The 12,428-nt window shown below is 70.2% G+C and carries 13 protein-coding genes; 8 read left to right on the top strand and 5 right to left on the bottom strand.

Features of this window, described 5'->3' with window-relative positions; translation table 11 throughout:
* The first annotated feature begins 40 nt into the window (after window positions 1–40).
* Window positions 41–1,117 carry an ATP-dependent DNA ligase gene (locus FPT20_RS04860; RefSeq protein WP_158863123.1) on the top strand — a complete coding sequence of 359 codons (1,077 nt, stop codon included), beginning with the start codon at window positions 41–43 and terminating at the stop codon, window positions 1,115–1,117.
* Between the two features lie 13 nt (window positions 1,118–1,130).
* Here FPT20_RS04860 and ligD read toward each other — a convergent pair whose 3' ends face one another.
* Window positions 1,131–2,150 carry a non-homologous end-joining DNA ligase gene (ligD, locus tag FPT20_RS04855; RefSeq protein WP_158863121.1) on the bottom strand — a complete coding sequence of 340 codons (1,020 nt, stop codon included), beginning with the start codon at window positions 2,148–2,150 and terminating at the stop codon, window positions 1,131–1,133.
* Between the two features lie 95 nt (window positions 2,151–2,245).
* Between ligD and FPT20_RS04850 the strand changes: the two genes are divergently transcribed.
* Complete coding sequence (locus FPT20_RS04850; protein WP_158863120.1) at window positions 2,246–2,968, top strand: endonuclease/exonuclease/phosphatase family protein; 723 nt, start codon at window positions 2,246–2,248, stop codon at window positions 2,966–2,968.
* A 5-nt stretch (window positions 2,969–2,973) separates the two neighbouring features.
* Here FPT20_RS04850 and FPT20_RS04845 read toward each other — a convergent pair whose 3' ends face one another.
* A complete protein-coding gene (locus FPT20_RS04845; protein WP_158863118.1) occupies window positions 2,974–3,492 on the bottom strand; it encodes a hypothetical protein in 519 nt (172 codons plus the stop codon).
* A 173-nt stretch (window positions 3,493–3,665) separates the two neighbouring features.
* On the opposite strand from FPT20_RS04845, the gene FPT20_RS04840 reads away from it, so the two are divergent.
* Window positions 3,666–5,105: a lipase maturation factor family protein gene (locus FPT20_RS04840; RefSeq protein ID WP_158863116.1), complete on the top strand. Its 1,440-nt coding sequence runs from the start codon at window positions 3,666–3,668 to the stop codon at window positions 5,103–5,105.
* 3 nt (window positions 5,106–5,108) lie between these two features.
* Here the strand turns inward: FPT20_RS04840 and FPT20_RS04835 are convergent, their stop codons facing one another.
* Window positions 5,109–5,735, bottom strand: coding sequence for a hypothetical protein (locus FPT20_RS04835; protein ID WP_158863114.1), 627 nt, complete (start codon window positions 5,733–5,735; stop codon window positions 5,109–5,111).
* 123 nt (window positions 5,736–5,858) lie between these two features.
* On the opposite strand from FPT20_RS04835, the gene FPT20_RS04830 reads away from it, so the two are divergent.
* Complete coding sequence (locus FPT20_RS04830; protein WP_158863112.1) at window positions 5,859–6,161, top strand: DUF1905 domain-containing protein; 303 nt, start codon at window positions 5,859–5,861, stop codon at window positions 6,159–6,161.
* 17 nt (window positions 6,162–6,178) lie between these two features.
* Here FPT20_RS04830 and FPT20_RS04825 read toward each other — a convergent pair whose 3' ends face one another.
* Window positions 6,179–6,856 carry a DUF1345 domain-containing protein gene (locus FPT20_RS04825; RefSeq protein WP_158863110.1) on the bottom strand — a complete coding sequence of 226 codons (678 nt, stop codon included), beginning with the start codon at window positions 6,854–6,856 and terminating at the stop codon, window positions 6,179–6,181.
* 36 nt (window positions 6,857–6,892) lie between these two features.
* Here FPT20_RS04825 and FPT20_RS04820 point away from each other — a divergent pair, with 36 nt between their 5' ends.
* The 4 genes from FPT20_RS04820 (at window position 6,893) to FPT20_RS04805 (ending at window position 9,894) form a co-directional block, all read left to right on the top strand.
* Complete coding sequence (locus FPT20_RS04820; RefSeq protein ID WP_158863108.1) at window positions 6,893–7,303, top strand: (deoxy)nucleoside triphosphate pyrophosphohydrolase; 411 nt, start codon at window positions 6,893–6,895, stop codon at window positions 7,301–7,303.
* Window positions 7,300–8,334 carry a zinc-binding dehydrogenase gene (locus FPT20_RS04815; RefSeq protein WP_158863106.1) on the top strand — a complete coding sequence of 345 codons (1,035 nt, stop codon included), beginning with the start codon at window positions 7,300–7,302 and terminating at the stop codon, window positions 8,332–8,334. Before FPT20_RS04820 ends, FPT20_RS04815 begins: the two co-directional genes overlap by 4 nt.
* Before the next feature lie 82 nt (window positions 8,335–8,416).
* Entirely contained in the window at window positions 8,417–9,028 is a 612-nt protein-coding gene (locus FPT20_RS04810; protein WP_158863104.1) for an HD domain-containing protein, read from the top strand.
* Window positions 9,025–9,894, top strand: a complete 870-nt coding sequence (locus FPT20_RS04805) for a 3-methyladenine DNA glycosylase (RefSeq protein WP_442786473.1) — start codon at window positions 9,025–9,027, stop codon at window positions 9,892–9,894. Before FPT20_RS04810 ends, FPT20_RS04805 begins: the two co-directional genes overlap by 4 nt.
* 29 nt (window positions 9,895–9,923) lie before the next feature.
* Here FPT20_RS04805 and FPT20_RS04800 read toward each other — a convergent pair whose 3' ends face one another.
* Window positions 9,924–12,401 (bottom strand): penicillin-binding protein, encoded by a 2,478-nt coding sequence (locus FPT20_RS04800; protein ID WP_158863102.1) that lies wholly within the window; start codon window positions 12,399–12,401, stop codon window positions 9,924–9,926.
* Between the last annotated feature and the right edge of the window lie 27 nt (window positions 12,402–12,428).

Here is a 12,428-nt window from a genome sequence, read left to right as displayed (position 1 = left end):
GCCGCTTCCGTTGCCCGGTGCGCCGGGCCAAGATCGAGGCATGCGTCCGACCGCCGAGAACCCGATCGCCCCGATGCTCGCGAAGGCCATCCCGGCCGTGCCCGAACCCGGCTCCGTGAGCGGCGGGCTGAGCTATGAGCCGAAGTGGGACGGATTCCGCGCGATCGTCTATGCGGAAGGCGGCGGGGCGAGCGCGGGTTCGATCGGCCGCATCGAGATCGGCAGCCGCGGCTCGAAGACCCTGACCCGCTACTTCCCCGAGCTCGTGGAGGCGTTCACGCGCCTCCTGCCGGGTCCGTGCGTCCTCGACGGAGAGATCGTCGTGCCGACGGGCCGCGCAGGTCACCAGCGGCTCGACTGGGAGGCGCTCTCGCAGCGCATCCACCCGGCGGCGAGCCGCGTCACGATGCTCGCCGAGCAGACCCCGGCGACGTTCGTCGCCTTCGACCTGCTCGCGGTCGGCGACGAATCGTACGTGGAGCGCCCCTTCGCCGAGCGGCGGGCCGCCCTGGAGGCCTTCCTGGGCGAGGTCCCCGCCCCGATCCGGCTCACGCGGACCACGTCGGACGTCGACCTGGCGCGACGGTGGCTCGTCGAGTTCGAAGGTGCCGGGCTGGACGGCGTGGTGGCGAAGCCGCTCGACGGTGTCTACACGCCGAACAAGCGCACGATGCTCAAGATCAAGCACCACAGGACGGCCGACGTGGTGGCCCTCGGCTACCGCATCCACACCAGCGGCCGAGGGGTCGGCTCGCTCCTCGTCGGCCTCTACGGCGATGACGGTCAGCTGAGGAACGTCGGCGGCGTGTCCGCGTTCAGCGACGCGCGCCGGCTGGAGCTCATCGACGAGCTCGAGCCGCTCGTCGAGCGGGACGAGTCCGGCAGCCCTCTGACCGGCGAGACGGATCGGAGCCGGTTCTCGGCCAGCAAGGACGTCTCCTTCGTCCGGCTCCGCCCCGAGCGGGTTCTCGAGGTGCGGTACGACCAGATGGAGGGGATGCGGTTCCGGCACACGGCTCAGTTCGAGCGCTGGCGGCCCGACCGGGAGGCCGCCTCCTGCACCTTCGAGCAGCTCGACCGCCCGATCGCGTACGACCTGGCGGACGTGCTGACCTGATGAGCCTTCCGCGTTACTCCTTCTTCGCGCGACTCGGCTGAACGCGCGGCGGCTCGCCCGGCATCTTGGGGTAGTCGGGCGGGAACGGCAGCTCGCCGAGCCCGCTGTCGAGGTCACGCGCCCACCACGAGAGCAGGACGTCGATGCGCCCCGGGCGTTCGCCGAAGCTCTGCCAGGGATCGCCCGTGTCGCGCAGTCGCTGCGGCACGGTCAGCACCGTGAACTGCGCGGGGTCGACGTGCTCGAGCTCGTCCCAGGTGATCGGAGTGGCGACCGGGGCGTGCGGGAGCGCGCGCGGGCTGTACGCGCCGGCCATGGTCCGGTCGCGGTTCGCCTGGTTGAAGTCGACGAAGATCTTCTCCCCGCGCTCCTCCTTCCACCAGGAGGTCGTGACGCGGTCGGGCATCCGCCGCTCGAGTTCCCGGGCGGCGGCGATGACCGCGTGCCGGACGTCGAGGAACTCGTGCGCGGGTTCGATCGGGGCGAAGACGTGCAGCCCCCGGTTGCCCGAGGTCTTGATGAAGGCGTCGAGCCCCGCCTCGGCGAGCACCGACCGGAGCTCGAGCGCGGGCCCGACCGCATCCCCGAAGGAGGTGCCGGGTTGCGGATCGAGGTCGATCCTGAGCTGGTCGGGGTTGTCGGAGTCCTCGGCCCGTGACGGCCATGGGTGGAAGACGATGGTGTTCATCTGCGCGGCCCACACGGCGGCGGCGGGCTCGTCGATGACCAGCTGCGGATGCGTCCGCTTGCTCGGGTAGACGACCATCACGGAGCGCACGTAGTCCGGGACACCTCGCGGCGGGTTCTTCGAGAAGAACTCCTCCCCCTCGATCCCGTCTGGGAACCGTTGGAGCGACACCGGCCGGTCGCCGTTCGCGCGGACGAACGCGTCGCCGACCTCGATCAGATAGCGCGCGAGATCCAGTTTGGTGATGCCCACCTCGGGGAACAGGACGCGCCCGGGACTGGAGATGCGGACCTCCCGTTCGCCGTGCGGACCCGGGACGGTGAGGACAACCGCGTCGCCTGCCATGCGACCACCGTACCGCCCGAACCGGAGATGACCACGGTGTGAATTCCGTGTGGGATGACGGCGGGCCGCTTCCCGCCGGCCGGAACTGGGCCAGAATGTTGGAGCGGCGCCACGGCGCAGCGGACCGGCTCGGGAAGGAGCACCCCCTGAGGATCGTCAGCTACAACCTCCGCAAGCACGCCGCGGGCGGAGAGCTCGCCGGCATCGCATCGTCGCAGCAGGTCGACGCGCTGTGCCTGCAGGAATGCGACAGCGAGGCGCTGCCGGAGCGGTTGGAGCACCTGACGCTGGCGGACGCCACCCGCACCAATCGCCTCGGGCTCGCCGTCTACGTTCGCGAGGACCGCTACGAGATCCTCGACACGCAGGTCTTCGCGGTGCAGAAGTCGCTCCACGACCGCGTGCTGGCTCCGGCCCACGAGCGCCTTCTCGCGGCGCTGCTGCGCGACCGCGACAACGGCGACCGCGTGCTCGTGGGTTCGTTCCACGCCGCGCCGCTGACCGCCTCCAACTCGTTGCGGCGCAAGCAGATCGCAGCGGCCCACGCGGGGATGCGCTCGCTCGAACCGGACGCCCCCGCGATCATGGTCGGCGACTTCAACTACCCGTGGTTCATCCGGGGCCTGGAACGGCACCTCACCGCCTCCGGCTACACCCTGAACCGCAGTACCGAGCCCACCTATCTCCGGTACCGCTACTTCAGCGGCTACTTCGACTTCGTCACCTCGACCGGCTTCGAGATCGACCGCGTCGACGTCCTTCCGGCTGGCGCATCGGATCATCGTCCGATCCAGCTCGACGCCCGGCTCGCCGCCTGACCGGCTCATCCCGCCGCGACATCGTCTCCCGGTCGCCCCTGTTCGTCGCCGATCGATGATCCGGGACTCAGTCGGCCGTCCGCGGGCTCGGGCCGAACGCTCAGCAGGCGCGGACGTGCCAGAACGCCTTCGGCGGCAGAGGCCGGGAAGCTGAGGCGATCGCCGGGCTCGGGCTCGATGAGGCCGAGCATGACGAGCCGCGAGCGCACACCGCCGACCCGACGGCCGAGGCGCGCGGCGATCGCCTCCGCCTCCTCGCCGCGGTGGAACGCCGCCACCAGCTCCTGCTCGTCGTCCTCCGACCATCGGCGATACGCGTTGGGGTGCTCGGCACTGGCCCGCGCCCGGGATCCCGTCCTCACGCCGGCTCCCGGGATGACCCCGATGCTCTCGACGTGCGCGGCGCGGTAGCGCGCCACCGGCTGGCCGGCCGCATCGCGGCACACCAGCGACTCCCCCTCGATCGTCACGAGCTCGGCGTCGATCTCGGCGAACCCCTCGCCGAACATGGATACCCGGAACATCACGTCCCCCTTCTCCGTCCTGAGACGGCCTCCAGGTGAGCGTAGGGGGCGCCTCCCGGACCGACCAGAGCGTCGACGCTCTCCCCACGGGCGACCGGTCGGCGTACGGTGAGTTCGTCCCCGACGCTCGAGCACCCACCGACCGACTCGCGTCCTGACGACGAGGTGATGGCATGGACCTCTTCGGCTGGCTCGCCGGCACCGATTACACGATCTCCCGCGAGATCCTCGAGCGCGGCGTCGCAGCGCTGTTCCTGATCGCGTTCCTCTCGGCCGTGAACCAGTTCCCCGCCCTCCTCGGCGAGAACGGTCTCCTGCCGGTTCCCCGCTTCCTCCGGCTCGCGTACGCGCGCCGGCAACCGACCCTCTTCCGTTGGCGGTACTCGGACCGGTTACTGCTCGCGGTCGCCTGGACCGGAGCGGCACTGTCCGCGCTGATCGTCACGGGCGCCCTCCAGCTGGCCCCGTCCTGGGTGTTCGTTCCCGTCTTCCTGGTGATCTGGTTCCTGTACCTCTCGATCGTCAACGTGGGCCAGACCTTCTACGGCTTCGGCTGGGAGAGCCTCCTCTGCGAGGCCGGATTCACGGTCGCGTTCCTGGGCGCCTGGGACACCGCACCTCCCATCACGGTGATCGTCCTGCTGCGGTGGCTCGTGTTCCGCCTCGAGTTCGGGGCGGGGATGATCAAGATGCGCGGCGACCGATCGTGGCGCGATCTCACCGCGCTCTACTATCACCACGAGACGCAGCCGATGCCGGGGCCGCTGAGCCGATCCGCGCACCTGCTGCCGAGGTGGTGGCACCGCCTGGAGGTGCTCGGGAACCACGCCGCCCAGCTCGTCGTGCCCTGGCTGCTCTTCCTGCCTCAGCCCGTGGCGAGCATCGCGGCCGCGGTCGTCGTCCTCACCCAGCTGTGGCTGGTCGCGACCGGCAATTTCGCCTGGCTGAACTGGATCACCATCGTCCTGGCGTTCTCCGCCGTGAGCGATGGGGCGTGGTCGTGGCTGCTCGGCGGACCGGTGGGAGGCATCGGATCGGACACGGTGCCGCTCTGGTTCGGGGTCGTAGCGCTGGCGGTCAGCGTCTTCCTCGTCGTCCTCAGCTGGTATCCGCTGAAGAACCTCTTCTCGCGCCGCCAGCTCATGAACGCGAGCTTCAATCGCTGGCATCTGGTCAACGCCTACGGCGCGTTCGGGAGCGTCACCAAGGAGCGCTACGAGGTGGTCGTCGAGGGAACGGCCGACGACCCGGAGGACCGTGCCGCCGAGTGGCGGGAGTACGAGTTCAAGGGGAAACCCGGCGACGTCTCCCGGACACCGCGGCAGTTCGCGCCGTACCACCTGCGGCTCGACTGGCTGATGTGGTTCCTCGCGCTCGGCTCCCGCGACTCGCCCTGGTTCGAGGTGCTCCTCCTCCGGCTCCTCGAGGCCGATCGCGCGACGCTCAAGCTGCTGCGCGGTGATCCGTTCGGGGGCGCGCGTCCTCGAGCCGTGCGCGCCCGGGTCTTCCTCTATCGCTTCGCCGACCGAGCGGAGAAGCGGGCGACGGGCGACGTCTGGGTCCGCAGCGAGGTCGGCGCACTGGTGCCGCCGGTCAGTCTCCGAAGCGGCTGACCGTCAGTAGCCGGTCCGCTCCTCCTGGAGACGCGCGAGATCCCGCAGGATGAGCAGCTTCAACCGGCCGGGCTTCTCGCGCTCGTAGTCGTCGCGCAGCGCCTCCTTGCCGGACAGGGCGTCGAGGCCGGCTTGGATCGCGGTCCCGACCTCGTCCCAGGCGTCCTGCCGGCTGCGCTCGACGAGCGCGAGGAGTTCCTCCTCGGAGTCCGCCTTCCGGCGCAGCGCCTCCGCCAGCGCGATCGCGGCGTCCCTGCGCAGCCGCAGATTGGCCGCGTCGACCCGCCGGTAGTCGTGCGGGTGCTCCGGGTCCCCGCTGAGCCCCTCCGCCTCCGTGAGTTCCTCTTCGATCCGCCCGGCGGCGATCCCCTGCTCGGACGCCAGCTCACGCAGCATCGCGGCCGCCTCCATGGTGTGGAGGAACGGGTCGTAAGCGTTGCCGTACTGGATCGAATCGATGACGATGTGGTTCTTCACGGCCATGCGCGTGGCGTATTCCGCGAGGAGCATGCCCTCTTCGACCGATTGATCGAGGCTGATCGGCTGCTGCTCGGGAAGGGCGGATTCGTCGAACGGACGGGTCCGCGTCGTCCGTTCCGCGCGACGGCGCAGCCAGGTCGGCCAGCGCATGGTCCTCCTCCCACCGGGGCGTCTCTCGAGTCCCCTCCATTGTGGCCGACGCGGTGCGGCAGCGGGTGTTCTCCGGAGTCCGATCCCGCTGACGGTGTCGTACCCCGCCGATAGGGTGACCCCATGGCGGGGATCCGATACGAATTCGAGGCAGAGCTGTTCCGGTGGGGAGCACGGCGCGAGCTCTGGGTGTTCGCCGAGCTCCCCGCCGACGTGTCGGAGGAGATCCGACTGCAACCCCATCCGCCCGCGGGCTTCGACTCCGTGAAGGTCACGGTCACCCTCGGCTCGTCGCGCTGGTCGACCTCGGTCTTCCCGGGCGGAGCCGGGGGCGCCTACGTCGTCCCTGTGAAGGCTTCCGTCCGCCGCAAGGAGGGCGTCGAGCTGGGCGATACCGTGCGCATCGGCATCGAGACACTCCTCTGAGGGCCAGCGCCCTTGCGTCAGCGGCCGCCCGACATGATCGTGTTCAGGGCGAGCACGATGATGAGGCCGTTGAAGAAGTAGCTGACCACCGAGTGCCACACGATCGTCCAGCGCATCCGCGAACCGAGGACCTCGACATCGGAGGCCGCGAACGTGGTGCCGATCGTGAACGCGAAGTAGACGAAGTCGACGAAGCGCGGTCGCTCCGTGCCCGGGAAGCGGAGGAGCGGTTCGGCGATCGAGAAGTAGCGCTGGAAGTAGATCTGCGAGAAGCCCCAGTGGAGGAAGCCCCACGCCAGGAGCATCGACCAGACGCCGACCACGTCGGTGATCGATCCGACCGCGGGGTCGTTGTGAGGTCCGAGCACCTGGACGGCGGCGGTGAAGCCGACGAGACTCGCGAAGATGGTCGCCGTCACCGAGACGACGCGGGCGGCCGGCCCGACCTCCCAGCGCGCCGGTCCCGGCTCGCTCTGCACCGGGCGCCGGGAGGAGCGCCCCAGCACGATGAGGACCACGACCTCGTACAGCGTCCCGATCGTGCACCAGACGGCGAGCAGGGCGGTGACGCTCCGGTCGTCCTCGGCCAGGAACACGACCCAGAGCCCCACGACGACCATCGCGAGCTGCACAGCGAGACTCGCGGCGAATCCCACGACCAGGACGGGGCGCCCGATGGCCTTCGCGACCGACATACGAGGATGCTAGCCGCGACACGGCAGGATGGAGGGATGAACCCGATCCGCGTCGTCGCCGCCGTCATCAGCGACTCGGGACGTGTCCTCGCCTGCCGTCGCGCACCCGGCAAGGATGCGGCCGGCCGCTGGGAGTTCCCGGGCGGCAAGGTGGAGGCGCGCGAGAGCGACGAGCAGGCGCTGGCGCGCGAGATCCGGGAGGAGCTCGGCATCGAGATCGCCGTCGGCTCGCTCCTCGATCGCTCCGTCACCGGTCGGATCGAGCTCGCGTGCTATCGCGCCTCCCTGGCCGGCGTCCGTCCCTCCCGGAGCACGGACCACGACGACCTGCGCTGGGTGGCACCGGCCGAACTCGGCGAGCTCGACTGGGCGGATCCCGACCGGCCGGCCGTGGAGGCGCTTCTGCGGTCGGCGGCCGGCTCCCTTCCGGAGGGGACTGCGCGGTGAGAGGCCTGCTCTACGAGGAATTCGGCGGCCCGATCGTCGCGACCGAGCTGCCGGATCCCGTCGCGCCCGACGGCGCAGCGGTCATCCGCGTGGCCGCGTCCGGGCTCTGCCGCAGCGACTGGCACGCCTGGGCCGGACACGACGACACGGTGAGCCTCCCGCACACTCCCGGCCACGAGTTCGCGGGTACGGTCGAGTCGGTCGGAGCGGGCGTGTCTCTCTGGCGGCCCGGCGACCGGGTCACGGCGCCGTTCGTGAACGGGTGCGGCCGCTGCGAGTGGTGCCTCGGCGGCCAGGCGCAGGTGTGCCCCGAGCAGACCCAGCCGGGCTTCACCCACGCGGGCTCGCACGCCGAGTTCGTGGTGGTGCGGGCGGCCGACCTCAACCTGGTGGCCCTCCCGGCGGACCTGTCCTTCGAAGCCGCGGCAGCACTCGGGTGCCGCTTCGCGACAGCGTTCCGCGGCGTCTCCGCCCGTGCCCGGGTGCGCCCGGGCGAGTGGGTCGCCGTCGTCGGCGCTGGAGGCGTCGGGCTGAGCGCGATCATGGTCGCTTCCGCGCTCGGCGCGCTCCCGATCGCCGTCGACACGTCGACGGAGGCGCTGGCGCTCGCCAGCGAGGTCGGCGCCGTGCACGCGGTTCCCGCGGGCGACGACGCGCCGGAGCGGATCGTCGAACTCACCGGCGGGGGCGCACACGTGTCGATCGACGCGGTCGGCTCGCCGGCCACGTCGACCGCGGCGCTCCACTCGCTCCGACGCCGGGGACGGCACGTGCAGATCGGTCTGATCGCGGGCGGAGGGCCCGTCCTCCCGCTCGACCGCGTGATCGCCTGGGAGCTGGACGTGCTGGGTAGTCACGGAATGGCTGCGGCGGACTACCCCGCGATGCTCGAGCTCGTCACCTCGGGCGCGGTCGACCCGGGCAGGCTTCTCGGGTCGCGGGTCGGCCTCGCTGAGGCGGCTCGCCTGCTGCCGTCGACCGCATCCGCGCCTCCAATCGGCATCACCGTGCTCGACCCGACGCGGGAGTGAGAGCGGCGGCCTGGCGGAATCTGGTGGTCGCTCGGCCCGATCTTTGTGGTGCCATAGCGAGGCCGCTGGCGAGGATGGTCTCGTGCGATTCTCCGACTTCACGCCCCCCGACACTCTCGCCTCCCGTGCGGCTCTCGAGCTCGCGACCGAATACCACTCGGAGGCGCTCCTCGACCATGTCGTCCGCTCCTGGTTCTGGGCCGCGGCTTTCGCCGAGCTCGACGGCATCCGAGGAATCGATGAGGAGCTGCTGTACGTCTCCGCCGTCCTGCACGACATCGGCATCGTGCCGGCGTTCGACAACCAGACCCTTGCTTACGAGGACGCGGGCGGACACGTCGCGGTCGCGCTCACGGCGGGCGCAGGGTGGGACCGGGCGCGCCGGGTCCGAGCGCTCGAGGTGATCATCCGGCACAACTGGCCCTCCGTCGACCCGGCTTTCGATCGGGAGGGATACCTCCTCGAGACCGCGACAGCTCTCGACATCTCCGGCGCTCGTTCGGGCGATCTCCCGCCCGGTTTCGTGAGAGCGGTGATCGAAGCGCACCCCCGGGGAACCCTGTCCGCCGAATTCACCGCCTGCGTGACGGACCAGGCGGAGCGCAAGCCGACGACGTCGGCGCGCCGACTGGTGGAGGCAGGCGTCGCCCGCAAGCTCCGGGAGAACCCCCTGGAACGTATTCTCGATAGGTGATCCTGCTGCCCGAGTCCGACTGGCGTGCCCGGGAGTCCGCGCACGCCGAACGAGCCGACGCTCTGACCGCCGGCCACCGGGCTCGCGCCTCCCGGGGCGAGAAGCACCCCGTCGAGGACTTCCTCTTCACGTACTACTCGTACTCGCCGGCCACTCTCCGCCGCTGGCATCCGGGCGCGGGCGTCGAGCTCGCCGACGCAGCCGGGGATCCGCGAGCCGGCTGGCGCTGGTACGTCCCGGGACGCCGTCCGGGGAGCCTCACGGTCGACCGGAGCGGCATGGAGCGCGAGAAGCGCTCCCTCCTGGCGGGCGTGGAGCGGATCCTCCGCTCGACCGCCTCCCGTCCGGGCCGGTTCGGGTGCTTCGGCCTCCACGAGTGGGCGATGGTGTACCACCAGGAGGACCACCGCCACCCGGTTCCGCTGCGGCTCGGGCAGGCGGCGACCGACGCGGTGGTGGAGGCGCACGAGCTGCGCTGCACGCACATCGACGCCTTCCGCTTCTTCACTCCCGACGCCGTGCCGCTCAACCGCCACGCGCCCACTCGCGAGAGCCAGCCGCAGCTCGAGCAGCCGGGGTGCCTCCACGCCGGCATGGACGTGTACAAATGGGCGATGAAGCTCGGGCCGCTGGTCCCCGGAGAGCTCCTGCTCGACGCGTTCGAGCTCGCCCGGGACATCCGCCTGCTCGACATGCAGGCGTCGCCCTACGACATGCGGCCTTGGGGTGCCGAACCGGTGCGCATCGAGACGCCGGAGGGAAAGGCGGAGTACGTGCGCCGCCAACGGCGGTTCGCCGAGCGGTCGAACGAGCTCCGGCTCCGGATCCTCGAGGCGTGGCTCGGCCGCGCGTCCGCCCGCCCGTAGTCGAGCCGACGCGCCCCGATCGCCCGGGCTCAGCCTCCCTTGCCGTGCGTCGGCGTGGGGCTGGGTGCGGGCGTCGGCGCACCCGAGTCCGTCGGCGCGGGCGTCGCGCCTCCGCCGCCCCCGGCGCTCAGCGTGATGGTGATGTCGTCGCCGTTCTGGACGCTCGACCCGGCCGCGGGGTCGGTGGACGCGACCGTTCCCGCGGGCTGGTCGCTCGTCACCGGGGTGTCGGCGACGGTGACGTTGAGGCCGAGGCCCTCCAGCAGCTTCTGCGCCACGTCGGGCGCCTTGCCACTCACATCCGGAACGCTCAGCTCACCGCCGTAGAGCATCGCGCTGTCGGGCTTCGGGAAGTCGTCGCCGCCGTAGGTCGCGTCCATCGCCTTCAGGATCGGCTTGGCGATCGCGAACTTGACGTTGCCGCCCCCGACGCCGTTGAACGTCAGCGACCGCAGCGGGGTCTGACCGGAGACGTTGCCGACCCAGGTCGCCGTCGCCACCTTCGTCGAGGACGTGATCAGCCAGTTCTCGAGGGAGTTGTCGGTGGTGCCGGTCTTCGCCATGATCGGCGTGCCGTCCCACGGGTTCGCCGAGACAGCGGTTCCGTTCTTGATGACGCCCTGCAGCGCGTAGGCCACCCCGTTGGCGATCTCCGGCTTCAGCCCCTGGGTGCAGGTGCTCTTGCTCACCGGGTGCTCGGACCCGTCGGCGTTCACCACGCGGTCGATCGCGATCGGCGTGCACACGGTGCCGTTGTTGGCGATCCCCGCATAGGCGGCGGCCATCGTCAGCGGAGCGATGTAGTTCGTCCCGAGGATCATCGACGGCACGCTGGTCAGCGGTTTGCCCGACGCGCTGTGGACGCCGAGCGCCTTGGCGACGTTGAGGATCGAGCACAGATCGGTCTTGGTCGCCATCATCGCGAAGGCGGTGTTGACCGACTGCGCCGTCGCCGACATGACGGAGAGCCGGCTCGCCGAGCCCTCGTCGTTGCTCACCGGCCAATCGGGGCCGGCGATGTTCGCGCACGAGTTCGTGAACTGATCCATCGAGAAGGTGTGCTGGGAGGCGTTGACGGTCTCGTAGAGGCTGTGCCCGGCCTCGAGCCAGGCGGCCAGGTCGAACGCCTTCCACGTCGAGCCGGTCTGGAAGCCCTCCGAACCGCCGTACTGCTCGTCCGTGTTGTAGTTGACCGCCGTAGCGCCCGGGACGGGCTGATCGCTGTTGTTGTAAGCGCGGTTCTGGACCATCGTGACGATGCGGCCGGTTCCGACCTCGAGCGACACGTTCGAGGCGCCCAGGTCGATGTCGGAGCGCGAGCCAGGGATGTAGCTGCTCAGGGACTGCTGCGCGACCGCCTGCAGGTCGAGGTTGAGCGTCGTGTAGATCTTCAGCCCGCCTCGCATGAGCGTGGCCCACCGGTCGTCGCTGGTCTTGCCGTATGCCGGGTCGTTCAGGATGACATCCCGCACGTAGTCGCAGAAGAACGCGGCGTTGAACTTCTGCGCCGACACGCAGCCGTTGGTCGCCGGCGTGATGGTCGGCGTGATGGGCGCCTTCTTCGCGGCGTCGCGCTGAGCCTTCGTGATCTTGTGGTTGACGTACATGCGGTCGAGCACGTAGTCGCGGCGCTCCTTCGTGAGCTTGTAGCCGTTGGCCGCGCCGTTGTCCTTGTTGTCGGGCTGGTCGATGCGCAGGTTCGCCGGGTTGTTCAGGATGGCGACGAGCGTCGCCGCCTGACCGAGGTCGAGCTGGGCTGCGGTGGTGTTGAAGTAGTACTGCGCCGCCGCCTGGATGCCGTACGTCTGGCCGCCGAAGCCCACGACGTTGAGGTACCCGGTGAGGATCTCCTGCTTGGTGTACTTCTTCTCGAGTCCGACGGCGTAGCGCATCTCCTGCACCTTGCGCTGGAGGGTGACACCGGCCGCGTCCCGGTAGCAGGCGTCGACCTTCTTCTGATCGGTGAGCGCCTCGCACTTCTCGACGCCGATGTTCTTGACGTACTGCTGCGTGATCGAGGAACCGCCCTGCAGGTCACCGCCCGCCACCGTCGAGAGCGCCCCGCGGATCGTGCCGAACACGTCGACGGCGCCCTCGGAGTAGAAGCGCGGATCCTCCGCGGCGACCGCGGCGTCCTTGACCGTCTGGGCGATGTCCTTCCACGCGACGTCCTGGCGGTTCTGCGCGTAGAAGCTGGCGATCGGGATGTCCTGCCCGTTCTGCTTCGCGTACACCGTGGAGTTCTGCGCGAACTGCTCCACGTTGAGGGTGGACGGGAGGGCGTTGAAGTCGTTGATCCCGGCCGCGGCGGCGATCCCGGACCCGAGGACGAGCGGCAGGGCGAGCACCGAGCTCAGCACGGCCGCGATGACGGCGATCCCGAGGAACTGGAGGATGACACCCTGGCGGGTGCGGGCGGGCTTCAGCTCGAAGCTCTTGAGCGGTTCGATCCGCCGGTCGAGGTCGGCCAGGCGCGACGAATTGCGGAGGCGATCGGAGACGGACACCCACCCAGGCAACCAGGCTTTCCTGGA

Source organism: Leifsonia sp. AG29 (assembly GCF_009765225.1).
GTDB lineage: Bacteria > Actinomycetota > Actinomycetes > Actinomycetales > Microbacteriaceae > Leifsonia.
Note: the sequence above shows the minus strand (reverse complement) of the source record. Positions and strands in the feature narration are given on the sequence as shown.

Coding starts and splice junctions, on each gene's coding strand:
- FPT20_RS04845 (WP_158863118.1), bottom strand. CDS start 3,492: ATGTTCCGGGTATCCATGTTCGGCGAGGGGTTCGCCGAGATCGACGCC.
- FPT20_RS04825 (WP_158863110.1), bottom strand. CDS start 6,856: ATGTCGGTCGCGAAGGCCATCGGGCGCCCCGTCCTGGTCGTGGGATTC.
- FPT20_RS04840 (WP_158863116.1), top strand. CDS start 3,666: ATGGACCTCTTCGGCTGGCTCGCCGGCACCGATTACACGATCTCCCGC.
- FPT20_RS04835 (WP_158863114.1), bottom strand. CDS start 5,735: ATGCGCTGGCCGACCTGGCTGCGCCGTCGCGCGGAACGGACGACGCGG.
- ligD (WP_158863121.1), bottom strand. CDS start 2,150: ATGGCAGGCGACGCGGTTGTCCTCACCGTCCCGGGTCCGCACGGCGAA.
- FPT20_RS04850 (WP_158863120.1), top strand. CDS start 2,246: ATGTTGGAGCGGCGCCACGGCGCAGCGGACCGGCTCGGGAAGGAGCAC.
- FPT20_RS04830 (WP_158863112.1), top strand. CDS start 5,859: ATGGCGGGGATCCGATACGAATTCGAGGCAGAGCTGTTCCGGTGGGGA.
- FPT20_RS04820 (WP_158863108.1), top strand. CDS start 6,893: ATGAACCCGATCCGCGTCGTCGCCGCCGTCATCAGCGACTCGGGACGT.
- FPT20_RS04860 (WP_158863123.1), top strand. CDS start 41: ATGCGTCCGACCGCCGAGAACCCGATCGCCCCGATGCTCGCGAAGGCC.